This window comes from Streptomyces sp. NPDC058052 (genome assembly GCF_042885515.1).
Taxonomy (GTDB): domain Bacteria; phylum Actinomycetota; class Actinomycetes; order Streptomycetales; family Streptomycetaceae; genus Streptomyces.
In genome coordinates, this window is the sequence record NZ_JBHVRX010000022.1 from 67809 (window position 1) to 93322 (window position 25514).

At 72.4% G+C, this 25514-nt stretch carries 15 protein-coding genes; 4 read left to right on the top strand and 11 right to left on the bottom strand.

Annotation, left to right across the window (positions count from 1 at the left end; all coding sequences use genetic code 11):
- Nucleotides 1–58: 58 nt before the first annotated feature.
- Complete coding sequence (locus ACFVU3_RS26910) at nt 59–556, bottom strand: DUF4334 domain-containing protein (protein ID WP_390070094.1); 498 nt, start codon at nt 554–556, stop codon at nt 59–61.
- A gap of 247 nt (nt 557–803) precedes the next feature.
- On the opposite strand from ACFVU3_RS26910, the gene ACFVU3_RS26915 reads away from it, so the two are divergent.
- On the top strand, nt 804–1421 hold the full coding sequence (locus ACFVU3_RS26915) for a TetR/AcrR family transcriptional regulator (protein WP_390070095.1): 618 nt from the start codon (nt 804–806) through the stop codon (nt 1419–1421).
- Nucleotides 1422–1469: 48 nt separating this feature from the next.
- Here ACFVU3_RS26915 and ACFVU3_RS26920 read toward each other — a convergent pair whose 3' ends face one another.
- The 7 genes from ACFVU3_RS26920 to ACFVU3_RS26950 form a co-directional block, all read right to left on the bottom strand.
- Entirely contained in the window at nt 1470–2963 is a 1494-nt protein-coding gene (locus ACFVU3_RS26920; RefSeq protein ID WP_390070097.1) for an aldehyde dehydrogenase family protein, read from the bottom strand.
- The gene (locus ACFVU3_RS26925; protein WP_390070098.1) at nt 2963–3916 is read right to left on the bottom strand and encodes an oxygenase MpaB family protein; all 954 of its coding nucleotides are present in this window, start codon (nt 3914–3916) and stop codon (nt 2963–2965) included. Before ACFVU3_RS26925 ends, ACFVU3_RS26920 begins: the two co-directional genes overlap by 1 nt.
- Before the next feature lie 361 nt (nt 3917–4277).
- Nucleotides 4278–5312 (bottom strand): NAD(P)H-dependent flavin oxidoreductase, encoded by a 1035-nt coding sequence (locus ACFVU3_RS26930; protein WP_390070100.1) that lies wholly within the window; start codon nt 5310–5312, stop codon nt 4278–4280.
- Entirely contained in the window at nt 5305–7467 is a 2163-nt protein-coding gene (locus ACFVU3_RS26935; RefSeq protein ID WP_390070102.1) for a 3-hydroxyacyl-CoA dehydrogenase NAD-binding domain-containing protein, read from the bottom strand. The genes ACFVU3_RS26930 and ACFVU3_RS26935 overlap by 8 nt, the downstream gene beginning before the upstream one ends.
- Before the next feature lie 28 nt (nt 7468–7495).
- Nucleotides 7496–8704 carry an acetyl-CoA C-acetyltransferase gene (locus tag ACFVU3_RS26940; RefSeq protein ID WP_390070104.1) on the bottom strand — a complete coding sequence of 403 codons (1209 nt, stop codon included), beginning with the start codon at nt 8702–8704 and terminating at the stop codon, nt 7496–7498.
- Nucleotides 8705–8822: 118 nt separating this feature from the next.
- Nucleotides 8823–9986 carry an acyl-CoA dehydrogenase family protein gene (locus tag ACFVU3_RS26945; RefSeq protein ID WP_390070106.1) on the bottom strand — a complete coding sequence of 388 codons (1164 nt, stop codon included), beginning with the start codon at nt 9984–9986 and terminating at the stop codon, nt 8823–8825.
- Nucleotides 9987–10100: 114 nt separating this feature from the next.
- Nucleotides 10101–11318, bottom strand: a complete 1218-nt coding sequence (locus ACFVU3_RS26950) for an alcohol dehydrogenase catalytic domain-containing protein (RefSeq protein WP_390070108.1) — start codon at nt 11316–11318, stop codon at nt 10101–10103.
- 782 nt (nt 11319–12100) lie between these two features.
- On the opposite strand from ACFVU3_RS26950, the gene ACFVU3_RS26955 reads away from it, so the two are divergent.
- On the top strand, nt 12101–13690 hold the full coding sequence (locus tag ACFVU3_RS26955; protein WP_390070110.1) for a long-chain-fatty-acid--CoA ligase: 1590 nt from the start codon (nt 12101–12103) through the stop codon (nt 13688–13690).
- A gap of 509 nt (nt 13691–14199) precedes the next feature.
- Here the strand turns inward: ACFVU3_RS26955 and ACFVU3_RS26960 are convergent.
- The gene (locus ACFVU3_RS26960) at nt 14200–17559 is read right to left on the bottom strand and encodes a tetratricopeptide repeat protein (protein WP_390070112.1); all 3360 of its coding nucleotides are present in this window, start codon (nt 17557–17559) and stop codon (nt 14200–14202) included.
- 50 nt (nt 17560–17609) lie between these two features.
- Nucleotides 17610–17975, bottom strand: coding sequence for a trypco2 family protein (locus tag ACFVU3_RS26965; RefSeq protein WP_390070113.1), 366 nt, complete (start codon nt 17973–17975; stop codon nt 17610–17612).
- Nucleotides 17976–18294: 319 nt separating this feature from the next.
- On the opposite strand from ACFVU3_RS26965, the gene ACFVU3_RS26970 reads away from it, so the two are divergent.
- Together ACFVU3_RS26970 and ACFVU3_RS26975 are read left to right on the top strand one after the other, a co-directional pair.
- Nucleotides 18295–18846, top strand: coding sequence for a hypothetical protein (locus ACFVU3_RS26970; protein WP_390070115.1), 552 nt, complete (start codon nt 18295–18297; stop codon nt 18844–18846).
- A gap of 65 nt (nt 18847–18911) precedes the next feature.
- Nucleotides 18912–21161, top strand: a complete 2250-nt coding sequence (locus ACFVU3_RS26975; RefSeq protein WP_390070117.1) for a tetratricopeptide repeat protein — start codon at nt 18912–18914, stop codon at nt 21159–21161.
- Here the strand turns inward: ACFVU3_RS26975 and ACFVU3_RS26980 are convergent.
- Nucleotides 21133–25500 carry an AAA family ATPase gene (locus ACFVU3_RS26980; RefSeq protein ID WP_390070119.1) on the bottom strand — a complete coding sequence of 1456 codons (4368 nt, stop codon included), beginning with the start codon at nt 25498–25500 and terminating at the stop codon, nt 21133–21135. The genes ACFVU3_RS26975 and ACFVU3_RS26980 overlap by 29 nt on opposite strands.
- Nucleotides 25501–25514 lie beyond the last annotated feature (14 nt).

Sequence of the window (25514 nt, forward strand, 5' to 3'; positions counted from 1 at the left end):
GGTCCGTCCCTGAAGGCCGGCGGCGGACCGGTGACGGGCGCGGGGTCCAGGGCGTGGCTCACACGTCCTCTTCGGCCTCCGGTGCGCGTTCGAGGAAGAAGTAGAAGAAGGGGCCCTCGGCCGGCACCCCCTTGGCGTTCATGATCCCCATCAGGGTGGTGCCGTCCACCCGCTTGAAGTGGTCGAGGACCGGCTGCCCGTCGTAGACCATGGTGGCCGTCGTCTCCCCGCGGAACTCGACGCTCCACAGGCTGGCCTCGCCCTTGCCGAGCGCGCGGTCGGAGTAGAACGCCCCCTCGGCGTCCCGGCAGATCAGGGGTTTCGCGTCGTGCGGGGAGACGAACGTCTTGCCGTACCAGCCGGCCTTCGCCAGAGTGCCGTTCAGGGGATGGCCGGTGCGGAACTCGCCGCCCTTCCACGCACCGAGTATGTCCTCGGGGCGGACGGCGGCCAGCGCGGCCCAGATCGCGTCGAGCACGGCCGGGTCGACCGGTCCGTCCTCCTCCCGGAGCCTCTGCAGCTCCCGGAACCGGGCGCGGGCCTCGTGTACGTCCATGCGGGTGTCCTCTCGTCGGTGTCGGTGTCGGTGTCGGTGTCGGTGTCGGTGTCGGTGTCGTGTCGGCGTTGTGCCGGCGTCGGCGTCGGCGTCGGTCGATCAGGACCGCCCGGTGGCCGGCCCGGGGCCCCGCCCCCGCGGGTCGTGCGCGGTGGTGCGGAAGACGCGGAAGAGCGAGTGCCTGTACGGGAGTCGGGTCCCACCGCACCCAGATCAGGGCGGGGGGTGCGCCGGTATCGTGAGCGCCATGAGCACTGACACGGGCCACCCGGGGGGACCTGTCCGGGCGGAGGCGGAGGACCGCACGGCGCTGAGGATCCTCGACGCCGCCCTGGAGCAGTTCACCCTGCTGGGCCTGCGCCGCTCCTCCGTGGACGACGTGGCCAAGCGCGCCGGGGTCTCCCGCGTCACCGTCTTCCGGCGCTTCCGGACCAAGGACAGGCTCGTCGAGGCCACTCTGCTGCGCGAACTCGACCGGTTCTACCAGGTGCTGGACGCGACGGTGGCGCCGCTGCCGACCATGGAGGAGCGGGTCGTCGAGGGCTTCGTCGTCGCCCTGCGCCACACCCGCGTCCACCCCCTCTTCGGCGGGCTGCTGCGCCTCGAACCCGAACTGGTCCTGCCCCACCTCACCGTGCGGGGCAGCTCCACGCTCTCCTCGACCGTCGACTACCTGACCGTCCACCTGCGTCGCGCTCAGAAGGCCGAGGGCCGCCCCGACGAGGACCCCCGCCCGCTGGCCGAACTGATGGTGCGGGTCGCCGTGTCCTTCCTGCTCAACCCGGCCGGCTGCGTCGCGATGGACGAGGAGGACCAGGCACGGGCCTTCGCCCGTCGCTACCTGGCCCCGCTCCTGGACGCCTGAGCGGCCTGCCTGTCCCACCGGCGGGGGCCGGACACGCCGGCCCAGGGCTCAGCGGCGCCGGTGCAGGGACCGGGCCAGCCGCACCGCCCTTTCCCGGGCCGCGGCCGCGACCGTGAACGACGTCAGGGACAGGGGCGGGGCGAACCGCTGCACCGTCGTCGACTGCACGGAGCTGAAGGCCCGCAGGCCCTCCTGTCCGTGGATCCGCCCGAAGCCGGACTCCCGCGAGCCGCCGAACGGAAGCGCCGGCACGGCCGCGAAGCCCAGCACCGAGTTCACCGAGACCGCCCCCGCGCTCAGCCGAGCGGCGATCTCCGCACCGGCCCGCCCGCTGCCGCAGAACACCGCGGCCCCCAGGGCGTAGCGGGAGGCGTTGGCCCTGGCCACCGCCTCCTCCACGTCGGCCACCGGATTGATCGCCACGACCGGCCCGAAGGTCTCCTCCGTCATCGCGGCCGAGTCCTCCGGCACTTCGGTCAGCACCACCGGTGAGACGTACGGCGCGCGCACCGACGTGGGCCCGCCCAGCAGCGTCCGCGCCCCCTGGGCGACCGCCTCGGTCACGTGCCGCTCGACGACCGCGAGCTGCGCCGGAAGCGTCATCGGACCGTACGGGGAGTCCGCTCCGGAGCCCGGACGCAGCGTCCCCGCCCGCTCCACGACCCGCTCGCACAGCGCCGCGTGGATCTCCCGCACGGCGTAGACGCGCTCCACCCCCGCGCAGGTCTGCCCGGCGTTGCTCAGGGCACCCCACACGATCGCGTCGGCGGCGGCGTCCAGGTCCGCGTCCGCGGTGACGATCACCGGGTCCTTCCCGCCGCACTCGGCGAGGAACGGTGTCAGCGTCCGCGCGCACACCTCCATGACCTTGCGCGCGGTCCCCGGCGATCCGGTGAAGGCCAGCTTGTCCACCCCCGACCGGGCCAGGGCGTCCCCGGTGGACGCCGGACCGGTGACGGTGGTGAGCAGCCCGGCGTGCTCGGGTACGGCACCGTCGAAGAGCCGGGCCAGCAGGACCCCGGTGCCCGGGGTCAGCTCGGACGGCTTGAAGACCACCGCGTTGCCCGCGGCCAGGGCGTAGCCGATGGATCCCATGGGTGTGTAGAGGGGATAGTTCCAGGGGCCGATCACTCCGACCACGCCCAGCGGCCGGTGCACCAGGGAGGCCCGCTGGTGGATGGTGAAGAGGCCGGTGCCCACCTTCCGGCGGCGCAGCACGCGCCCGGCGTTGCGGGCGGCCCAGGCCAGGTGCTCCAGGGTGAGCACGACCTCCAGCGCCGCGTCCCCGGCGGGCTTGCCGGTCTCCTCGGCGATGACGCCCGCCACCGCGTCCAGTTCGGTGGCGAGCGCCCGCTTCCAGCGCAGCAGGTGGTCGCGGCGCCGGGCGGCGGGCAGCGCCGCCCACCCGGTCTGGACGGTCCTGGCCCGCTCCACGGCGCGGGCGACCTCCTCCGGACCGGCCAGCGTGTGCTCGGCGATCGGCTCACCGGTCGAGGGGGAGTGGACGGCGAAGACCGCGGCGGCCGCGGCGGTGTCGGTCATCAGGGCTCCTGACGGGAGGCACGGGAAGCACGGGAGGGGGACGGCGGTACGGGGGAGGGGGCGGGGGCCTGCCGCGGCGGGGCCTCGCCGGCGAGCGGTTCGGGCGCGCGGGAGTGCGCCCAGTGCGGGCCGAGGTCGTCGAGGGTCCAGCCGAAGGGGTAGGTGCGCGCCACGGGTTTGCGGGGCAGCCACTCCGGCCGGCCGGGCAGCAGCCGGATCAGCGCGGCCCGGACGCGGAAGGCGCGGTGGACCACGGCCCTCAGCCAGGGCGGCTCCGGGCGGAAGCCGAGCGCCTCCAGCAGCGGTTCGTCCAGGACGGCGAGCACGATCCGGGACGCCACCCGCCGCACCGGGGCCGGGTACCAGGAGGCCATGATCCGCAGCGTCGCCGCCGCGACCCTGCGGTTGGCGGGGTCGTACGCGAACATCTCGCGCTCGTAGTCGTCGTGGAGGCGCTCGAAGGCGGCGTAGGTGTCGGGCACCCCGGTGATGCCCATCATCTCGCCCATCCGCCGTCCCACCAGCGCCAGGCTCTCGGTCTCCTGCCGGGACAGCCGTCGCCATCCGTACCGGTCGATCCACCGCTTCGGTCCCACCACCGTGGTGGCCAGGACGTAGAGGAAGTCCTCGTTGGGGATGCGGTAGCGCCCGTGGATGCGGTTCAGGTGGCGGGCGGCCGACCTGCCGTGGTCCGAGTCCATCCCCTCGCGGACCATCTCGTAGGCGAGCAGCACCGTGTCGTCGTACCGCTTCTGGCCGGCCCGCTCGAACTCCTGGGTGCGGTCCAGGAGCCGGGAGACGCGCGGGACGCCGTAGTCGCGGAGGAAGGCGATCGACGTCCCGTGGAGGTAGTCGCGGGGGAACTCGTACTGGGTGATCCACCGGAAGATCAGCTCGTGGTCCTGCCGCGGGTCCATCCGCCGGATGCGGCGGAGCCGGCTGTAGCGGCCCATGGGTGGTCCCTCCTGTCGGCACCGCCGCCACCGGCGCGCGGTGCGAGTGAACGTGGGGAAGGGGCTTGTGTGGCGGTGTCGGGACGGCGACATCGGCGCGTGGGGCCGTCACGTGGTGCCGCGCGGGTCGTGGGCGGCGTGCCTGGGGCGGTGCGGGCCGTGCGGGGGCCGTGGGGAGCACCCCCTGAGAGTCGATGATACGGAAACTATTGACCCGTATCACGAGGCGTCAAGACTCCCGACGCGGCGGCGAGACTGAGCATCGGATGGGTTCGATGGCGTTAACTCTGTTTACAGAAAGCAGATTTGATGGATCGTCAATTTATTCTGATCTTGAACCGGGCCACGCTCCGCACCGGCGTCACCCGCCCGTCCCGGCGAACGCCGGTGCCGGACCGGTGCCGCCTGCGAACGCCCCCGACATCCGCTCGATCACCTCCCGCGCCTCGCGCACGATCCGCTCCACGAGCAGCCCGGCCGGGGCGATGTCCCGTACCAGCCCCTGGGAGAGGCCGACGGACCAGATCCCGGCGTCGAGGTCGCCGTCCTCGAAGACCCGGCGACCGCGCGCCCCCGCCACCAGCGGCCGGACGTCCGTGAACGCCCCGCCGGCCGCCAGGATCCGGACGACCTCCTCGCTGACCGCGTTGCGGGCCACCCGGGCCGTGTTGCGCAGCTCGCGGAAGATGAGCCGGGTGTCGAGCTCGGACGCCTCGACGATCCTCCGCTTGACGGCCTCCGCCACCGGCGCCTCCTCGGAACAGAGGAAACGCGTACCCATGTTGACCCCGTCCGCGCCCAGGGCCAGCGCTGCCGCCAGACCGCGCCCGTCGGTGAACCCGCCCGAAGCGATGAAGGGGACGGTAAGCGCGTCGGCGGCGGCGGGGATCAGCACCAGGCCCGGCACGTCGTCCTCGCCGGGATGGCCCGCGCACTCGAACCCGTCGATCGACACCGCCGCCACCCCGAGCCGCTCGGCCTTCACGGCGTGCCGGACGCTCGTGCACTTGTGGAGGACCCGCACACCGTGGTGCGCGAAGAACTCCATGTGCGGTTCGGGGCTGGAGCCCGCCATCTCGACGATCGTCACCCCGGAGTCGACGATCGCCCGCCGGTACGCGTCGTAGGGCGGCGGCGTGATCGCCGGCAGGATCGTGAGGTTGACGCCGAACGGCTTGTCGGTGAGCGCGCGCGTCTTCTCGATCTCCCGCACCAGATCGGCAGGGGTGGGCTGGGTGAGGGCCGTGACGATACCGAGCCCGCCGGCCTCCGAGACGGCGGCGGCCAGTTCGGCCCGCCCCACCCACATCATCCCGCCCTGTACGACGGGGTGCTCGATCCCCAGCAGTTCCGTGAACCGGGTACGCAGGCGCGGAGTGGCGGCGGCCTCAGGCATAGGTCTCGCCCCGCTCGGCGCGCTCCACGAGCGACGCGGGCGGCAGGAACCGGTCGCCGTAGGCCGCGGCCAGCTCGCGCGCCCGGGCGACGAAGCCCTCCAGGCCGCCCTCGTACTGGTTGACGTACTGCAGGACGCCGCCGGTCCAGGCCGGGAAGCCGATGCCCTGGATCGAGCCCACGTTCGCGTCCGCCACGCTGGTCAGCACGCCCGTGTCGAGACAGTCGATGGCGTCGAGGGCCTCCGCGAACAGCATGCGCTCCTGGAGGTCCCGCAGCGGCAGGACGAGCCGCCCCGACCCGTACCGCTCGCGCACGCCCGGCCAGATGCCGGTCCGCCTGCCGGAGGCGTCGTAGTCGTACCAGCCCGCGCGCTCGCGCCGTCCGACGCGGCCCTGCTCCAGCATCCAGTCGACGACGTCCTCGGAGGGATGCGCCACCCATGCCTTGCCCTCGGCCTCCTCGGCGGCCCGGGTCTCGACGCGGATCTTCTGCGTCAGGGAGAGGGTCAGCTCGTCCAGCAGCTGGAGCGCGCCCGCCGGGTAGCCCGCCTGGAGCGCGGCCTGCTCGACGCTGGCGGGTTCGACGCCCTCGCCGACGGCGGCGACGGCCTCGGCGATGAAGCGGCCGATCACCCGGGAGGTGAAGAAGCCCCGGGAGTCGTTGACGACGATCGGGGTCTTGCCGATCTGCAGGACGTAGTCGAAGACCTTGGCCAGTGTCTCGTCGGAGGTGTGCTCGCCCCGGACGATCTCGACCAGGGACATCTTGTCGACCGGACTGAAGAAGTGGATGCCGATGAAGTCGCGCTCGCGCGCCACTCCCTTGGCCAGCAGGCTGATCGGCAGGGTGGAGGTGTTGGACCCGAGCACGGCGTCGGGTTCCACGACGTCCTGGACCTCCTGGAAGACCTGCTGCTTCACGGGCATCGACTCGAAGACGGCCTCGACGACGAAGTCCACCCCGGCGAGATCGGCGGCCTCCGCCGTGGTGCGGATCCGTGCCAGCAGCGCGTCGGAGCGCTCCCGGGAGGTCCGGCCCGAGGCCAGGGCCTTCGCCTCCAGGGTCCGGGAGTAGTCCTTGCCCCGTTCCGCGGCCTCGGGTGTGACGTCCTTGAGGACGACGTCGATGCCGGCCCTGGCGCTCACGTAGGCGATGCCGGCGCCCATCATGCCCGCGCCGACGACGCCGACCTTCCGCGCGGTGAAGCGCGCGCATCCGTCCGGGCGGCCGGCACCGGAGTTGATCTGCTGCAGATCGAAGAAGAACGCCTTGATCATGTTCTTGGTGACCTGCCCGCCGAGCAGATGGACCAGGTACCGGGTCTCCACCAGCGAGGCGGTGTCGAAGTCGACGTGGGCGCCCTCGACGGCGGCGGCCAGCGCGGCGCGGGGCGCCGGCACTGGCGCTCCGCGGGTCCGCTTGCGCAGCAGCCCCGACAGCGCCGGCAGGGTCCCCGCGACCTCCGCGCCGCTCACCTCGCCGCCCGGAAGCCGGAAGCCCTTCACGTCCCACGGCTGCGTCGCGTCCGGATGCCCGGCGATCCAGGCCCTCGCCCGGGTCTCGGCCGCCTCGGCGTCCGGGGCCAGCTCGTCGACGAGACCGGCGGCCAGCGCCTCCCGGGGGTCGAACTTCCGCGCGGACAGGATGATGTCGGACAGAGCCTTGTGCAGGCCGAACATCCGCACCGTACGGGTGATGCCGCCGCCACCGGGCAGCAGACCGAGGCCGACCTCGGGCAGGCCGAAGCGGCTGCCGGGCAGGTCGACGGCGATCCGGCGGTGGGCGCAGAGGGCGACCTCCAGGCCGCCGCCCAGGGCCGTGCCGTTCAGCACCGCGACGACCGGCCGGCCGAGCTTCTCCAGCCGGCGCATCCAGTCCTTCATGCGGTCGATGTAGGCGGTCTCCTCCGCCGCCCTGTCGGCGCTGCCCGCGCGCAGCCGGTTCAGGTCGCCGCCCGCGAAGAAGGTCTTCTTGGCGGAGACGAGCAGGACGCCGGTGATCTCGTGGCGTTCGGCCTCCAGCCGGGGGACGCACTCCTCCAGACCGGCCATGAAGGCGTCGTTCATGGTGTTGACCGAGGAGTCGGGGTCGTCCAGGACGAGGGTGACGACGCCGTCGGCGTCGCGCGCGTAGGCGATGGCGGATGCGGTCATGTCGGTGGTTCCCTTTCGTCGCGCGGGGTCAGAGGCGTTCGATGACGGTGGCGATGCCCATCCCGGCGCCGACGCAGAGCGTCGCGAGTCCGCGGCGGCCGCCCGTCCGCTCCAGCTCGTCGAGGACGGTGCCGAGGATCATGGCCCCGGTGGCGCCCAGCGGGTGGCCCAGCGCGATGGCCCCGCCGTTCACGTTGACTCTCTCGTCGGGCACCTTCAGATCGCGCTGCCACTTCATGACGACCGCCGCGAACGCCTCGTTCAGCTCGAACAGGTCGATGTCGTCGGCCTCCAGGCCCGCTGCGGCGAGGACCTTCCTGGTGGCCGGCGTCGGACCGGTGAGCATGATCGTGGGCTCGGCGCCGGTGACGGCCGTCGCCACGATCCGGGCGCGCGGGACGAGTCCGAGGCGCTCGCCGATCTCCCTGCTGCCGACGAGGGTGAGCGCGGCGCCGTCGACGATGCCGGAGCTGTTGCCCGCGTGGTGCACGTGCTCGATCCGTTCGAGGTGGTGGTACTTCTGCAGCGCGACCGCGTCGAAACCGGCCGTCGCGCCGACGCCGGCGAAAGCGGCGGGCAGCGCGGCGAGGCTCTCCACCGTGGTGCCGGGCCGACGGTGCTCGTCGTGGTCGAGGAGCCTGACCCCGTTCATGTCGCGGACGGGCACGACGGACCTGCTGAAGCGCCCCTCGCGCCAGGCGGTCTCGGCACGCTCCTGCGAGCGGGCCGCGTAGGCGTCGACGTCCTCGCGGGTGAAGCCCTCCAGGGTCGCGATCAGGTCGGCGCCGATGCCCTGGGGCACGAAGTACGCGTCGTAGGCGGTGGTGGGGTCCTGCGCGTAGGCGCCGCCGTCCGAGCCGATGGGGACACGCGACATCGACTCGGCACCGCCCGCCAGGACGAGGCTCTCGTACCCGGAGCCCACCTTCTGCGCGGCGAGGTTGACCGCCTCCAGACCGGAGGCACAGAAACGGTTCACCTGCACGCCGGCCACCGTGTGCGGCAACCCCGCCACCAGCGCGGCGGTACGGGCGATGTCGCCGCCCTGCTCACCGACCGGCGACACCACGCCGAGCACGATGTCGTCGATCCGCTCCGGGTCGAGCGACGGATTGCGCTCCTGGATCGCGTGGATCAGCCCCACGACCAGGTCGACCGGCTTGGTGCCGTGCAGCGCGCCGCCGCGGTTCCTGCCGCGCGGCGTCCGCACGGCGTCGTAGATGTAGGCGTCGGACATGACGCTCCCTTTCCTGGGACGGGAAGGCTCCGGACGGGGTCCGGCCGGGTGTGTCCGGACGGGGCCCGGACACCGGGTGCTCGACAGGGACGGAACGCCCCGGAGCGGAGAAGAGGACCTAGAGGCCCAGGTCGCGGCCGACGATCTCTTTCATGATCTCGGTGGTGCCGCCGTAGATCGTGGTGATGCGCGAGTCGAGATAGTCGTGCGCGATGCGGTACTCCAGCATGTAGCCGTAGGCGCCGTGGAGCTGCAGGCAGCGCCCCACGATGTCCACGTACTGCTCGGTGGCCCAGAACTTCGCGGCGGCCGCGTCCACCGCGGTGAGCTCGCCCCGGGAGTGCCGGGCGAGCAGGCCGTCCAGGTGGGAGCGGCCCACCCGGGCCGTCGTGACCATCTCGGCCAGCTCGAAGCGGGTGTTCTGGAAGGAGCCGATCGGCCGGCCGAACGCCCTGCGCTCCTTCACGTACTCCAGGGTCCGTTCGAGCACGCCCTCGATGGACGCCATCGCGTTGGCGGCGATCGAGATCCGCTCCTGGGGGAGGTTGCGCATCAGCGCGGCGAAGCCCGAACCCTCCTCGCCGAGGAGGTTGGCCGCGGGCACCCGCACGTCCTGGAAGAACAGTTCGCTGGTGTCCTGGGCGTGCAGACCGACCTTCGCCAGGTTGCGCCCCCGGCTGAAGCCGGGCCGGTCCGCCTCGACGACCAGCAGGCTGATCCCGCCGTGCCGGTCGGGACCCGTGCGCACGGCCGTGACGACGAGGTCGGCGTTCTGGCCGTTGGAGATGAAGACCTTGCTGCCGTTGAGCACGTACGCGTCGCCGTCGCGGACGGCGGTGGTGGCGATGCCGGCCAGATCGCTGCCGGTGCCGGGCTCGGTCATCGCCACGGCGACGATCAGCTCCCCGGCGGCGATGCCGGGCAGCCACCGGGCCTTCTGCTCCTCGTCGGCCAGGTCGGTGAAGTAGGGCACCACGATGTCGTTGGAGAGCGTCACCCCGGCGAGCCCGTCGGACGCGGGGTGACGGGAGAACTCCTCGCCGATCACGGAGTTGAAGCGGTAGTCGGTCACCCCGCCGCCGCCGTACTCCTCGGGGATGTTGAAGCCCAGGATGCCCGCGCGGGCGGCCTCCTCGAAGAGGGCGCGGTCGACCCGCCCCGCGGAGCGCCACCGCTCGGCGTGCGGCGCGGCGTGCTTGTCGGCGAAGGCGCGGGCCGTCTCCCGCAGGAGTTCGTGCTCGTCCTCGTAGAGCGCGCGGCGGGCGGAGATCACGTCGGTCATGGGGGACCCCTGTCTCGGAACGTGTGGTGGGGCGGGTGCGGAGTCGTGCTCGGAGCGCGTCCGGGCTCGGCCGTCTCTTTCGGATCGAACCCGGCAGGATCCGGAAGAGACGGCTCAGGGACGGAGGGAGGGAACGGTGAAGGGGCGGGGGCGTCGGGCCCCGGGCAGGAGGACCGGCTTCAGCGTCCGCCCCGCCCGCTGGTCCGCCACCGCGCGCTCCATGTCGTCGAGGGCGTACGTGGTCACCAGCCGGTCGAGGGGCAGCAGCCCGTCGCGGTGGCGCCGGATCAGCTCGGGTATGAGCAGAGCCGGTTCGGCGTCGCCCTCGACGCAGCCGAGCAGCCGCAACCCGCGCATCGTGAGGGACCGGACGTCGAGAGGGATCCGGGCGGGGCCGAGCCCGACGAGCGCGAGCGCGCCGCGCGGCCGGAGCAGGGAGAGCGCGCGGGCGATCGCTTCGGGCCGTCCCGTGGTGTCCAGGGCGTGGGTCACCGGGGGGATCGGCTCGTCCAGCGAGGCGACGGCCGTGGCACCGTATGCGGTGAGCAGCGCGCCACGGGCCTCGACCGGCTCCGCCACGACGACCTCGACGCCCTCGGAGAGCGCCGTGAGCGCCGCGGCGGCCCCCACGCCGCCGGCGCCGACGACCAACAGCCGTTCGAGCGGCCGGGGCCGCAGCACGTTCAGCACCGCGCCCGCACCGGTCAGGAAGCCGCAGCCCAGGGGAGCGGCGATCTCCGGCGGCAGGTCTCCCACGGGGACGCAGGACCGGGCGGAGGCCAGGACCGCCGTCGCGAAGGACGACTGGCCGAAGAAGGAGCCGAACACGGGGTCGCCCCCGACGCGCAGCGTCGGAGAGCCGTCCCGCCGGCGTCCCGAACCGTTGAGCGCGGCCGAGCGGGCGCAGTACCCCGGGAAGCCGGACCGGCACGGGACGCACTCCCCGCAGGAGGCGAAGGAGATCACCACCCGGTCCCCGACCGCGAGCCCTTCCGCGCGCGGACCCAGGCGCTCCACGGTGCCGCACCCTTCGTGCCCCAGCACGGCCGCCCGGCTCCCGAGCCGCTTCCGCGCGAGGAGGTCCGTGTGGCACACCCCGACGGCCTCGACACGGACGACGACCTCGTCGTCGCGCGGCTCGTCCAGTTCTGCCTCGACGAGTTCGCCGAGCGCGGAGCCGCGGGAGAGCAGGACGGAGATCTTCGTGCCGGTCGCGTACCGGTGCGCCCCGGCGTGCCGTTCCTCGACCGGCCGGTCGGTCACCCGAGAGGGGCGGTGGCCGGACGCCCCCGGCGTCGGGGGGTGTTCGGTCTGTTCCTTCTCCGTGCGCATGGGGCTCCTCGATGGGCCGACGGACGCGGGACGGGCAGGCGGGCGGACGTGACGGGCTCCGCCCGTCCGTGGGGGCTCAGGCACGGACGCGGAGTGCGCCGACATGCCTGGGGAGAGCAGCGGTTCTTGGACCGCGCAGCGGTCTTCACCGACGACCGAACGCCTCTTGATGTTAATCAGAAATCACATCGGGCGACAACCTTGCCGTCGCAGCGTATCTCCTGCCCCCGGCGTGTCCGGCAACGTCTCTGACCCTCCGAAAGACTCCGTAAGTAAAGGAAGAATCTCTCGTCGGCACGGACCGCCTCTCGATCGATGCCGCCGCTCAGGAGTGCGCGAGCGCGGCGGAGGTGCCTGATGCCCGGGTAGAGGTGTCCCAGGCCCCTCGCACCGGTGAACGCGGCCACTGCCCCTTCTCCGTCCGGGGTCCGGAGGCCGACGCGTAGAGGGGGCCGAAGCATTTCGGCAAGGCCCCGGCCGGCCGGCGTGCCCGGCTGCCTGACCGGCTGTCAGGTGAGGGTCGACCAGCCCCGCGAGAGGCTGCCCGCGCTCCCCGCCGACGCGGCCACCTCCGGGAAGGCCGCTCGCCCGGTTCGCCGCCCGCGGAAACTCGCCGGTGGACGGAGCCCCGGGCGGCGAAGCGCCGCCGCTCCTCCCGGTGGCACCTGCTGGGGCCACGTCACCCGATGTGATTTCCGGTTAACAAAAATCTTCCTGGGCCGCTGCTTTTCATGCATAGTGGCCGCAGGTCCACCTCTGTCCGCCTGGAATCGAGGAGTGGCATGTCCCCCGGTACGGCTCCCGCATGGTCCTTCCGGCACCACTGGATGGCGCAGGCGGCCACGCACGCCATGATGCGCCCCGACAAGCCCGCACTGCGCTACGCGGGGGCCACCACGACCTGGGCTCAACTCTCGGAGCGTTCCCTCCGACTCGCCGCCGCGCTCGCCGACCGGGGCGTGCGGGCCGGTGACCGGGTGGCCATGCTCACCCTCAACCACCCGTGGTTCGTGGAGAGCGTCTTCGCGGTGAACAGCGTGGGGGCCATGGCCGTCCCGCTCAGTTTCCGGCTCGCGCCCCCGGAGCTCGGATACATCCTGGACGACTGCACCCCGGCCGCCGTGGTGGTCGACGCCCGCCTCCTCCCGCTGTTCCGGGCGACCCCGGCCGCCGCCTCCGTCGCCACGGTGATCGTCATCGGCGAGCCGGACGGGCCCGGGGGAGGAGCCGGCGAGGAGACCGGGTACGAGGATCTCCTGGCCGCGTACGAGCCGATGGAACTCCCCGACGTCAGCGAGGAGTCCACGGCGCTGATCATGTACACCTCGGGCACCACCGGTCGCCCCAAGGGCGTGATGCTCTCCCATCGCAACATGCAGGTGCAGGCCATCACCTGCATCCGGGCGATGGACATGTCCGACGACTCCGACGTCAGCTTCCTGACGGCTCCCTTCTTCCACATCGCCGGCCTGGGCTCGATCGTCGCCGCCTTCCTCCTCGGCGGCACGGTGGTGATCCACCCGCTCGGCGCCTTCGACCCGAAGGCCGTCCTCGACGCCTACGAACGCGAGGGCGCCACCATCGTCTTCAACGTGCCCCAGCAGTGGGACCTGATCTGCGCCCAGCCCGACATCGACAAGCGGGACCTCAGACTGCGCGTCATCAGCTGGGGCGCGGCACCGGCCACCGACACGACCCTGAGAGCCATGGAGCGGAGCTTCCCCGCCGCGCTCAACGTCGCGGTCTTCGGCCAGACGGAGACCTCGCCCATCACCTGCGTCCTGCGCGGCGAGGACTCCCTGCGCAAGCTGGGCTCGGTCGGCCGGCCGATCCCGAACGTCCAGTACCGCATCGTCGACGACTCCATGCACGACGTGCCGAAGGGCGAGGTCGGAGAGATCGTCTACCGCGGCCCGACGGTGACCCAGGGCTACTGGAACAAGCCCGAGGAGTCCGAACACGCCTTCCACGGCGGCTGGTTCCACTCCGGAGACCTGGTCCGGCAGGACGCGGAGGGGTTCATCTGGGTGGTCGACCGCAAGAAGGACATGATCATCAGCGGTGGGGAGAACATCTACTGCGCCGAACTGGAGAACGTCATCGCCGAGCACCCCTCGGTGCGCGAGGTGGCGGTGGTCGGGAGGTCCGACGAGCGCTGGGGCCAGATCCCCGTCGCGTTCGTCGCGGTCGCCCCGGAGGCGGGCCTGTCGCTTCCCGCGCTGCTCGGCTTCCTCGACGGGAAGCTCGCCTCCTTCAAGATGCCCAAGGACCTCGTGACGCTGCCCCAGCTCCCCCGCAACGCCGGCGGAAAGGTCACCAAGGGCGCCCTGCGCGCCCTCGCCGAAGCCCCTCGGTCGACCGAGGCGCCCTGACGGCCGCACGCCCGGCCCGTGCCAGCGCCGCCCGCGAGACCCCTGTGGGGGATCGGGGGCCCGCGTCAGGATGGTGCACGACGTTGGAGGGCGGCTCAGAACGAGCCGCCGCCCGACGAGGTAGTCGGACCCGGTCCCTCCGATGGACTGGTGAGGCGTGATGGAAGCAGCCCTCGGTGCCGTCCATCGTCCTCCGCCTCGTCTGGGTCTTCCTGGTTCGTCTGTGCCTCAGGCGTCCCTACCTGACGGGGCCTCGGCCCCAGGCTCATCGCCAGGAGCATCGTGCCGGCGGATCAGCGGGGACATCCGCCGAGAGCTACGCCACGGACCTCGTGTCAGCGTCTGCCGATCCATGGCCCCGTCCACACTCCACGCCCCTGTCCTGCTGCCCAACACACCGACCGCCGTGCTGACCCCGCCGTTGCCGTCCTTGTGGAACTCGACCCCAGCAACCTCTGAGATGGCCCGGCCGATCAACCGAGCGCCCGTTGGTTCCGCCGTCGGGTGCTTCATGTCCCGGTCTTCGCCGCGAGGACGGCCCGCCATTGTTCGAGCGCCACGAGCGTGCTTCGGACGTCAGCATGCTCCTGACTGCCGTAGACGCGGGCTTCGTCCTCGGCGAGTAGCCGCAACGCGTCCACTGCGCCCGCTGGATTGCCGCTCCCCCCGGTGTAGATCGCCCATTGGAAGCGTGCCAACAAGGTTTGGGGATGGTCGGGACCGAGGATCCGGAGGCGGTCGGTGAGGAGTTCGGCGGTGGCGTTCGCGGCGCCGGCCGGGTCACCGGCTTCGCCCCGCCAGTGGGCGAGGCTGCTGCGGGTGATCAGGGTGTAGGGGTGGTCGGGTCCGAGGACGCGGAGCTGGTCGGTGAGGAGTTCGGTGAAGTCGTCCGCGGCGCGGGTGGGGTCCCCGGCTTCGCCGCGCCAGTGGGCGAGGTTGTGGCGGGTGGCGAGGGTGTAGGGATGGTCGGGCCCGAGGATGCGGAGTCGGTCGGTCAGGAGTTCGGCCATGGCGTCTACGGCGCCGGTCGCGTCTCCGGACGTTCCTCGCCATCGGGCAAGGTTGTTGCGGGTGATAAGGGTGTTGGGGTGGTCGGGTCCGAGGACGCGGAGTTGGTCGGCGAGGAGTTCGGCCGTGGCGTCTGCGGCTCCGGTGGGGTCGCCGGTCTCGCCGCGCCAGTGGGCGAGGTTGTTGCGGGTGGTGAGGGTGTTGGGGTGGTCGGGTCCGAGGACGCGGAGTAGATCGGTGAGGACTTCTGTGAAGTCGTCCACGGCACGGGTGGGATCGCCGGCTTCGCCGCGCCAGTGGGCGAGGTTGTTGCGGGTGGCGAGGGTGTCGGGATGGTCGGGTCCGAGGACGCGGAGTTGATCGGCGAGGAGTTCTGCGTAGGCACCCGCGGCGCCACTGGGATCGCCGGCTCCGCCACGCCATTGGGCCAGGTTGTTGCGGGTGGTGAGGGTGTCGGGGTGGTCGGGTCCGAGGACGCGGAGTCGGTCGGTGAGGAGCTCGGCGTAGGCGTCCGCGGCTCCGGTGGGGTCACCGGCCTCACCGCGCCAGCCGGCGAGGTTGTTGCGGGCGGTGAGGGTGTCGGGGTGGTCGGGTCCGAGGACGCGGAGGCAGTCGCTGAGGAGTTCCTCGTAGGCACGTGCGGCGCCGTTGGGATCGCCGGCTTCGCCGCGCCATCGGGCGACGTTGCTGCGTGTGGTCAAGGCGTCAGCGTGATCGAGGCCGAGGAGCTGATCCGCCACGGTTTGGAGTTGATGGAAGTGGTCGCGCGCGGCGGCGGCTTGTCCGGCTTCGCCGAGGGTGCCGCCGGAGTGGAAGAGGACAGCGTGCAGACCGTCGCCGTCGGCGTCCCGTGGGACGGTGTGGCTGGCGAGGGACGAGGTAGCCGCGCGGTAGTTGCTGCTGGCAGCGTTCTCCCGTTCGGGCCAGGCTTGAAGGAGCGCGTCGGCGGCGACTGTTCCGAGCCGGTCGATCTCCCCGAAGGCGTGCGACTCCCAGAGCGTGCGCTGGAGGAGCTGATGGGTGCGCAGGGTGTCGTCGGCGGTGATGTCGGTCAGATGAAGCCGGTGAAGAACCCGCAGCGCCCGCTTCACATCCCGTTCGGTCACCGGTCTGCCCGGAGACGACAGCTCGGAGTCCCGCGTCTGCTGGAGGTGCCGCTGGAGTGCGGGTGCAGCGGTGATGCCGTGGGGCGTGTTGTTGGGGTCGAGGAGTGCCAGGACGTGGAGGAGTGGTCGGGCGAGTCCGGGGGGTGTGAGGGTGTTGGCGTAGTCGATGGACAGGGTCCAGGCGGCGGTGACGGTGTGGGATTGCCGGTCGGGGAGACCTTCGATCCCTGGCAGGGCCTCGTCCAGCGGCACTTCGGCGAGTTCGGTGCGGTACTCGTCGAGAGTGAGGGCGTTCTCGCGGATGTAGCTGGCGGCCTGGGCGAGGGCGAGCGGGAGGTGGCCGAAGTCGGCGGCCAGCTGCCGGATCTCGGCGTCGGCGAGGTCGACACCGGTACCGGACAGGCGCTGACGGAGGTATCGGGTCGCTTCGTCGGGGGTGAAGAGCCCGACGCTGATCTGACTGCGCCCCTCTATGAGCGAGGCGTCCCGGTTTCGCGTGGTGATGAGAGTGCGTCCGGTGGGTGTCGCCGGTGGCCACAGCCCGCGCAGTACCCCGGCGTCGGGAACGTCGTCGAGGACCACGAGCCAGCGCCGGCTGGTCGTCTGAAGCCAGGTGAGGAACCCCTGGGCTGCCTGGTCGGCGTTCTCACCGGCGGAGACGGGCGCACCGGCCTTGCTGAGTTCCTGGCCTGCTTGGGCGTAGGCGGCCGTGATGGTGGCGGTGTCGCTGGCGGTGGTCCAGAGCAGCAGGTCCACGGCCGGGACAGCATCTGTGGGGGAGACGAGCACACTGCCGGCGGGGACAGGGAGTCCGCTGGCGTGGCGGATTTGCTGGATGTGGTGGACGGCGAGCTGGGTCTTGCCGACGCCGCCGAGTCCCGTGACGACAGCCGCCGCATCGCCGGGGACGGTGGTGGGTGCTTTGGCCTGGATGGTGGTGTCGCCGTTGGCGAGCGCTGCGGCGAGTTGGTCGACAGCATCACGGTGTTGATAGGCGGTGGCGAGCTCGGGGACGGTGCCGAACTGCCGCGGCCACACCACTCCGATCGCGTCACTGGCGGGAGCAGTGATGTCGTCGGCGATGGACCGCGTACCGGGGAAGGCGTGCTCGGCCAGCAGGGAACCGAATCCCGGGTCGCCGAGGAGCCGGTGCACGGGTTCGGCGGTGAGGCGTCGCTCTCCCATCCCGGTGCCGTACTCGACGGCGACGCCGACCAGGTGTCCGCCGGAGAAGATGGCGGCGCCGGAGGCGCCCGCCCAGGGACGATCCTTCTGCTGCGCGGCGGCGGGCCAGACGCGGCAGTCGAGGACCCAGCGTCGGCCCGCTGTCGTCAGGGGAGCCAGTTCCCCGCGGAGGTTCTCGTACTGGACGGCGCCGCCCGCGAGGGTGGAGAACGCCGGAATCCCGATTCCCGCGTAGGTCAGTGGCGAGATGCCCTGGGGTCTGCCCCACCGCACGGCCGGGGTGAGACCTTCGTCGGCGTCCTGGTCCAGAAGCAGGAGCGCGACGTCCGCGATTCCCGGACTGTCGGGGCCGGCGTCGGTGTCGGGCCAGATGACCGTCGCCGAACGCTGGTGGAGGCCGGCGTCGGTGCGAGGGTGTCCGACCCAGACGGTCGCACCGGGTGCCCGGACGCCGTCATGGTGGACGACGTGAAGAGCGGTCAGTACGAGCCTGGGCCCGATGAGGTAGCCCGACCCCGAGCCTCCGACAGGCTGGTCGGGCTTGATGTAGGCCGTCCGTTGAGCGTCCACCGTCGTCCCTCGCTACCCCGCTGCGTATCGACTTCTGGCTCGTCGGCCTGTCAGGCGTCGCCACCGGGCGGGGTGTCGCCTCCAGGCTCCCCTCCAGGCTTCCCTCCGGGCACTTCCTTCCGGCGGATGCGAGGGGGTCGTCCACCGAGGGCCTCGTCGCGGACGTTCAGGGTGAGCGTCAGGGTCTGCCGATGTGTGACCCCGCTCCCGCCTCCGGCTTCCACCGCGCCCTTGGTGCCGAAGGCGCCGATCTCCACGTTGACCTTGCCGTTGCCGTCCTTGCGGAACTCGACCTCAAGGCACAGTTCGGCCTGTTCGACCTCGAACGTGAACTGCTCGTCGGGACTGGCGTCCGCGGCCTCGTACAGCTCCGCGCGGAGCTCTGCCAGCGCCTCGGACAGCGTCACCTTCGCCACGGTTCCCCCTCCGTCACCGCACGCAGGCGGTGCTCGATCGATCCGACTGGCAGTTTTCCTGACGGTGTCCACCCGCGCAGGGGAAACATGAAACTCCGGCGCGCACCGCTGGAGCAGTTCAGCCGTCGTCCTGCGGTACCGATGCGCGGTGTGGCAGGAGATGGTGCCGGTGGCCCGGCCCCGTCGTTGCCCCGACGACACCACCATGGCCACGCCTGGGGCTGACCCTCGACGCGGACGTGCCGAACACCCAGCGGGCGGCGGCCGGGCAGACGGCGCAACGACCCGGAGACCGTGCGGGTGTGCCTGCGATACGGAGGTGCGTTCCGTCAACGACGCTGCGTCGCGCACCCGGCGGCGCTACCGTGCCGGGGAGGTCCACGATGAGGGGGCAGGGGTGCTGGAACAGGCGTGGGTGCTGCTTGCGGCAGCCGGCGGTACAGCGGTGGTGCAGGCCGCCGGCACGGACGCGTGGGCCGGATTGCGGCAGGCGGTGGCGCGATGGTTCGGCCGGGGCGATGCGCAGCGAGCGGAGGCCGAGCTGGAGCGCCTGGACCAGACCGCGGCCGCCGTGCAGGTCACCGACCCGGCTGAGGCGGAGCGGTCGCGAAGCCGCCAGGAGGTCGTCTGGCAGACCCGCATCGAGACCTTGCTCGAGAGCCTGGACGGCATCGAGCGGCAGCGGGCGGCCGAGCAACTGCGCAGCCTGCTCTCGGAGTGCGCCCCGCGGTCCGGCGTGACCGCCGGACCCGGCGGGCTGGTCGCGAACACGGTGGACGTCCATGCCGAACAGGGCTCGATCGCGGCCGGTGTGATCCATGGAGGCGCACAGATCGTCCCCCCTCCGGTGCCGGATCCGTCCCAGGGCTGAGCGGACCGGCCGGCGCAAGCCCACCCCCCTCCGACGCGCCCCCGGCGGCGCCCCGACCGGCAGGGGTGACCGCCCGAGCACACGGCGGAAGCCTGGCGGTCGGCTACGTGGCCGACGGCGGCCGGGTCGCTTACCACGCCGCGCCCCGGCCCCAGGCGTCATGGCCGCACCAGGTCGGGGTCATCCCCTCCCGGGCGCAGTCCTTCCAGCGCCGTGCCGAGGCGGAGCGGCTGCGCGCGGCGTTCGATGGCAGCGGCACGGCGACCCTGGGCCACGTGCTCACCGGGATGGGCGGGGTGGGCAAGACCCAGCTGGCCGCCGACTACGATCGCACCGCCTGGGACGCCGGCGGCCTGGATGTCCTGGTCTGGGTCACAGCCGGCGCCCGCTCGGCCGTGGTGACCGGGTACGCGCAGGCCGGCGTCGAGCTGTGCCGAGCCGACCCCGACGATCCGGAACAGGCGGCCCGCTCCTTCCTGGCCTGGCTGACGCCCAAGGACGGCCGGCAGCAGTGCCGTTGGCTGATCGTCCTGGACGACGTCGCCGACCCCGAGGACCTGTACGGCCTGTGGCCCCCCGACAGCCCGTCCGGCCGGACGCTGGTCACCACCCGCCGCCGTGACGCCGCCCTGACAGGAGAAGGCCGCGGCCTGGTCGAGGTCGGCCTGTTCACCGAGGCCGAAGCCGTCGCCTACCTCACCGGGTCCCTGGCCGTGCACGGACGAGCCGATCCCACCGACCAGATCAGCGCCCTGGCCGCTGATCTGGGGCATCTGGCCCTCGCCCTCGCGCAGGCCGCCGCCTACCTCGTCGCCTCCGGCGAGACCATGGCCGCCTACCGCGGCCTGTTGGCCGACCGCGCCACCACGCTCGCCGATCTCGCTCCCGACGCCCTCCCCGACGAGCAGGCCGTCGCCCTCGCCGCGGCCTGGTCCCTGTCCATCGACCATGCCGACCGGCTTCGCCCCGCGGGCACGGCCCGGCCGATGCTCCACCTGGCCGCCGTGCTCGACGCCAACGGCATCCCCCACAGCGTGCTGACCGGTGAGGTGGCCCGCGGATACCTCGCCGCGCACCGCACCGGCCGGCATCCCACCGAGGAACCGACCCCTCTCGCCCGCCGGGACGCGGTGCGCGCCCTGCGGGCCTTGAACCGGCTCAGCCTCATCGACCACACCCCTGACACCCCTCACCAGGCGGTCCGTGTCCACCAGCTCATCCAGCGCGCCACCCGCGACACCCTCACCCTCGAGCAGCGAGAGCTGTGCGCCCGCACCGCCGCCGACGCCCTCAACGCCGCCTGGCCCGCCATCGAACGCGATACCGCTCTTGCCCAGGCCCTGCGCGCCAACACCACCGCCGTCACTCGCGTCGTCGAGGACGCCCTGTACCGGCCCGCCCCGCACACCGTGCTCTTCCGCGCCGGGGAAAGTCTCGGCCAGAGTCACCAGTTCGGCGCGGCCGCCCACTACTACCGACACCTCATGGAAGCCGCCCACCGCCGCCTCGGCCCAGGCCACCCGGACACGCTCAGAGCCGGTATGGAACTCGCCCACGGGCGGGGACAGGCCGGCGATACCACCGGTGCCGTCGCCGCCGCGGCAGGATTGCGCGCTGCCCACGAACGTGTGCACGGCCCGGACCACCCGGGCACGCTGGACGCCCGGTACCTCCTGGCCAACTGGCAGGGGGAGGCGGGGGACGCGGCCGGGGGAGTGGCTTCCTTCGCCGGGCTGCTGGAGGACATGGTGCGGGTAAATGGTCCGGACCACCCCAAGGTCCTGAACACGCGGGCCCAGATCGCGTTCTGGAGAGGAAAGGCGGGGGGCGCGGCTGGGGCGGTGGCCGCGTTCGCCGAGCTGTTGGAGGACATGGTGCGGGTACACGGCCCGGACCACGCCGGCACGCTCACCGCCCGGCACGACCTGGCCCGGTGGCTGGGCGAGTCGGGGGATGTGGCCGGAGCTGTTCATGCCCTGACCGAGTTGCTGGTCGACCAGAGTCGGGTGCTGGGCCCGGATCATCCTGGCACCCTCAGTACCCGGCACAGTCTCGCGACCGGGCGGGGGCTGGTGGGGGCGCGGCCGGGGCGGTGGCCGCGTTCGCCGAGCTGTTGGAGGACATGGTGCGGGTACACGGCCCGGACCACCCTGGCACCCTCGCCGCCCGGCACGACCTCGCCCGGTGGCGGGCCGGGCAGAGGGCCTCCTCAGGTCCGCCCTCGCATGGGCCGGCGTGACAGGTCGTGGAGGGGCAGGCGCTGCCGAAGAGGTGGTCGCGCGGAGTTCACCGGCCACCGGGCTCGGTGGCCGTAGCCGGATTCCACGTCAGGTGGGCGAGGTCGGCGCCGTAGGCGATCATGAACCCCTCGGGGGTGCCGGCGACCGCGTGCCCCTCGGCGGGCAGATGCTGGGGTACGTACTGCTGCGCGCCGGTTTCCAGGTTCCAGACGATGGCGGTGCGGTCCTCGCCGGTGGTGACGGCGACGAGCGTGTCGTCGGGGAGTCGCGTGGTGGCGACCGCGGTCAGAGCCCCCTGATGTCCCACCAGCGTGTGGAGCCGTTCGCCGGTTGTCAGATCCCAGACGACGGCGGTGCTGTCCCCGCCCGCCGTGACGGCGATGGCCCCGCCGCCGGGCAGTTCCGTGGCGGCGATCGCGGTCACCTTGCCGTCGTGCGCCACCAGCGTGTGCAGACGCTCTCCGGAGTCCACGTCCGAGACCGTCACCGTGCCGTCGGCGGCTGCGGTCACCACGACGGTCACCCCGTCGACGAGCGTCGCTCCCGCCACGGCGTCCGACCCGGTGATCGCCGTGTGGGTGCGGGCGCCGGTGGCGGGGTCGAGCACGCTGAGGGGCCCCAGGTAGTCGCTGCCGACGAAGCTCCGGCCGTCCGCGAGGGCGCAGACCGTCGGAGCCGGCCACCAGGCGTAGTCGTCGGTCGGGAAGGAGTGCAGAGGTTCCCGCAGGACCAGCGGCTGCCCCTCGGGGGTGAGGTCCCAGATCATGATGCTGCTTTCCGCGCTGCTGGTGATGCCCAGCACTCGTCCGTCGTCCAGCACAGCGAGGGCCACGGAATGGACCGGGAGACCGTGGTTCGCCAGAATGTGCAGGGTGCTTCCGGTCGCCGCGTCCCAGAGGATCGCGAGGGCGTCGTCGCCCCCGGAGAGCGCGAGTGTTCTTCCTCCGGGGAGCACTGCGGTCGCCACCGTTCGGATGTCTCCCGTGTGTCCCGCCCACGCGCCGGGAGCGTCCTGCGTCAGGTGCCAGCTTCGTGCCGTGCCCTGGTCGTCGCCGGTGACCACGAACGCCCGGCCGTCCGGCGTGTTCGCGAGGGCCATCGCGTCGATCCGTCCGCGATGGCCGGTGAGGGCCTGCACCTCCTGGCCGTCGGAGATGTCCCGTACAGAGGCGTGCGTCTCGGTCCCGCCGAAGACCGCCACGGTACTTCCGTCAGGCATCCGGCCCGAAGCGACCACCTCGACGCCGTACATTCCCGCCGGCACGGACGGCCGTTTCTCCCCCGTGACGAGATCCCAGACGCGAGCCCTTTCCGCCGTTCGGCCGACGACGGCGAGGGTGTGCCGGTCGGGCAGTACGGCCACCGAAGCCACACCGATCCAGAAACCGTCCGCGGTCAGCGTACGCAGGTGGTCTCCGGTGGTGAGGTCCCAGAGGACCGTGTCCGGGCCCGCGGTGCCGACGACGGCGACGGGGACTCCGTCGGGAAGCGTCGAGAGAGCCGCGCACGTCACCCCCTCGGTGTTCCCGGTGAGCGTGTGCAGGCGCTCACCGGACAGGAGGTCCCAGACCAGCGCCTCGCCGTTCGCGCAGCCCGTGACCGCCACCGTCCGGCCGTCGGCCAACGCCGTCGCGGCCACCGCTTGTACTTCATCCTCGTGGCCGGTGAGGGTGTGGAGGCGCTCGCCCGTGAGGGCGTCCCACACCACCGCCGTACCGTCCGCGCCGGCCGTGACCGCCAGCACGGTGCCCTGGGGGGTCACCGTCGCCGCCACTGCCCGCACCCTGCCCTCGTGCCCGGTGAGGATGTTCAGGCGTTGGCCGGTCACCGCGTCCCACACCACCGTCCTGCCGTCGGCGCCACCGGTGACCGCCACCACTCGGCCGTCGCACGTCACCGTCGCGGCCACCCCCAGCACCCCGCCCTTGTGGCCGGCCACGGTGTGCAGGATCCCTGTGTCCGCGGCCCGGCCGCTGACCCAGCGCGGAAGGAGCGGGACGTCGTCCGGATCCGTGGCGGTGACCGCGTGGGCCAAGGCAGGAGCCGCCCAGGTCAAGGAGTCGAGCAGGAGCAGGTGACGGCGGACCTGGAGTTCGGCGCGGCGCGGGTGGAAGGTGGTGCTGTGGCGGTACGCCCGCACGAGGTTGACCGCCGCGGGGGACACGGCGTGGTGCAGCTGTGGTGTCAGATGGTCCGGTGCGGCGTGGAGGAGGTAGGCAGGATCCTCCAGGAGTCGGTCGAGTGCGCCGCCGCCGGCGGCGACAGCGTGTTCAGCGGCATGCCGGACGAGGTAGGGGCGAGCGTGCCGCCAGTCGGGGGCGTCGTGCTCGGTGCGCGGCACCGCCTCCATCAGGGCCCTGTGGAGGTCCGCGGCGTCGGTTTTCGAGGCCATGTGGTCGGCGAGGGCCCGGTGGAAGTAGCGGTAGAGCAGCCGTTCGTCGGTGTCCGGGACGCTGCGCAGATAGAAGGCGGCCTTGGCGAGGGCACGCCGGGTGTCCTGGATCTGCGGCGTGGGGTGGTTCTCGGAGTACGCGGGCGCGTGGGCGAGGGCGGCTGCGTGGAGGAGGTCCAGGGGCATGCCCTGGCCCTGTGCCCGGCCGAGGACGGCGAGGACAGGTTCGATCCATGGCTCCGCGCGGGCGAGGTCCGCCCGGTTGAGGTCGAAGGCTTCGGTGAGGTCGCGAGGCGGTCGGCCGGGGGAGCTCATGCGGTGACTGCGGAGATGGTCGGCGTAGAGGGCGGCGACGAGGAACGCGCCGCTGTCCGTGACCTGGGCCAGGCTGTCCGCGATCTGGCGGACGTCGTCCTCGGGGAGGAGGCCGTCGAGGGCTTGGTCCAGGTACTGGCCGAGGTCCTGGGCGAGCGTCCGGCGCTCTTCATCGCTGGAGGGGTCGAGGTCCAGAACCGCGTCGGGACGTGCGGCGAGGTACGGGGCGAGGGCGGCCAAGGTCTCCGGCCAGGGCCGGGTGCCCAGGAGGACTCGGCAGGCTGCCCCCTCGCCGCCAGGTGCCCCGTCGGACAGCGGCAGGAGCACTTCGGAGAGGACGGCGGCGGGGTCGGCCGCTTCGTCCAGAGCGTCCACGACGACGAGAAGGTCTTCGCTCTGCGCGAGTTGTCGCAGGGTGTCCCATGACCCGTCCTCCCCATCGGTCTGTCGCCCTCCCACCGGTTCCGTGCCGCGTACGGCGCCGGGGTCGGCTCCTGCGGCGTGTGAGCGGCGCAGCTGGTGGACGAGCGAGCTGATGATCTGCGGGACCGTGAGCCCGCGGGCGTGCACGGCGACGACTCCGCCCCGCGGGGAGGGCCGGAAGCCGCGGAGCACCGCACGGACGCGCGTTCGCAGAGGCGCGAGCTCCGGGTGGGCCATGCACACGGTGACGCCGAGCAGGGCCGACTTGCCGGCCCCAGGACTCCCGGTGACGACGAGCAGCCGCCCCTGTGACCGGTCGGTGTCGTTCACCCACGCCTCGATGCGGGCGAGTTGTGCGGTGCGTCCTGAGAACTGGACCGCATCCGCGGTGGGGTTGCCCGCGGCACGGGTCGCGAAGTGGAGCGGGTCCAGGCCGGGAGCGCACCCGAGCGCGAAGTCGCGCAGCCTGCGGTCCATGCCGGAGAGCAGGTGGGCCTGGGGGTCGTCGTTGTGCGCCGGGTTGCGGAGGAACGGCTGCGGATCGACCACGGCGTGAGTGTGGGGGGTGCGCACGACGCTCTGGCGTGGCTGGCCGGCGGCGCGGTCGATGGAGTCCATCTCCGCGTGGATCGCTTCGGCCAGCGTGTCGAGCGGGATGTGGGCGAGGGCGGGGGAGACGTCCATCGTTCCGTCGGCGATCCGGCCGACGACCGTGGCGGTCGCGGTGCTGAAGCGGGCCCCGTACGTGACCTTCTCCGCGGTGCAGGCCCCGATGACCCAGGCATTGCGGGGCGCGCCCTGGGGCCGGCGGGCGAGCAGGTCCGAGAGAAGCTGCTGCGTGACGGCCTGGCCCGCGCCGCACACGTCGAGCAGGAACAGGACCGGGCGGCCGCCGTTCTCCGCCGCGGTCAGCAACTGGTCGAAGCTGACGCAGGTGTCGTCGAGTTCGTCGTCCGCCGGATCACCGTACCGAGGGGCGAGGTAGAGGGGGCCGCCCTGCGAGGGCTGGACGCCGTGGCCCGCGAAGTGCATCACGAGCGGCTCGTCCGCCGCGGACCGCTTGCGCAGGTTCCGCCACGCGGTCAGCAGCGTCTCGCGGTCGGGCTCCAGCAGCGGATCGCCACCGGTGACGACCCCCGCCCGGTTCATGGCGGAGGCCACGGCGCGGACGGCGCCCTCGACGGAAGGGAGCGGGACGAAGGCGACACGGCCCGCGAGCCGGTCCTTCTCACTGAGATACGTATCCGGGAAGTCGCCGACTCCCACCACCAGCACCCTGGTCACGGTTCCCCGCCTCC

What these genes read in the sequence shown, in the direction of transcription:
- ACFVU3_RS26910 (WP_390070094.1), bottom strand. Translation starts at nt 556, where the DNA reads ATGGACGTACACGAGGCCCGCGCCCGGTTCCGGGAGCTGCAGAGGCTC.
- ACFVU3_RS26915 (WP_390070095.1), top strand. Translation starts at nt 804, where the DNA reads ATGAGCACTGACACGGGCCACCCGGGGGGACCTGTCCGGGCGGAGGCG.
- ACFVU3_RS26920 (WP_390070097.1), bottom strand. Translation starts at nt 2,963, where the DNA reads ATGACCGACACCGCCGCGGCCGCCGCGGTCTTCGCCGTCCACTCCCCC.
- ACFVU3_RS26925 (WP_390070098.1), bottom strand. Translation starts at nt 3,916, where the DNA reads ATGGGCCGCTACAGCCGGCTCCGCCGCATCCGGCGGATGGACCCGCGG.
- ACFVU3_RS26930 (WP_390070100.1), bottom strand. Translation starts at nt 5,312, where the DNA reads ATGCCTGAGGCCGCCGCCACTCCGCGCCTGCGTACCCGGTTCACGGAA.
- ACFVU3_RS26935 (WP_390070102.1), bottom strand. Translation starts at nt 7,467, where the DNA reads ATGACCGCATCCGCCATCGCCTACGCGCGCGACGCCGACGGCGTCGTC.
- ACFVU3_RS26940 (WP_390070104.1), bottom strand. Translation starts at nt 8,704, where the DNA reads ATGTCCGACGCCTACATCTACGACGCCGTGCGGACGCCGCGCGGCAGG.
- ACFVU3_RS26945 (WP_390070106.1), bottom strand. Translation starts at nt 9,986, where the DNA reads ATGACCGACGTGATCTCCGCCCGCCGCGCGCTCTACGAGGACGAGCAC.
- ACFVU3_RS26950 (WP_390070108.1), bottom strand. Translation starts at nt 11,318, where the DNA reads ATGCGCACGGAGAAGGAACAGACCGAACACCCCCCGACGCCGGGGGCG.
- ACFVU3_RS26955 (WP_390070110.1), top strand. Translation starts at nt 12,101, where the DNA reads ATGTCCCCCGGTACGGCTCCCGCATGGTCCTTCCGGCACCACTGGATG.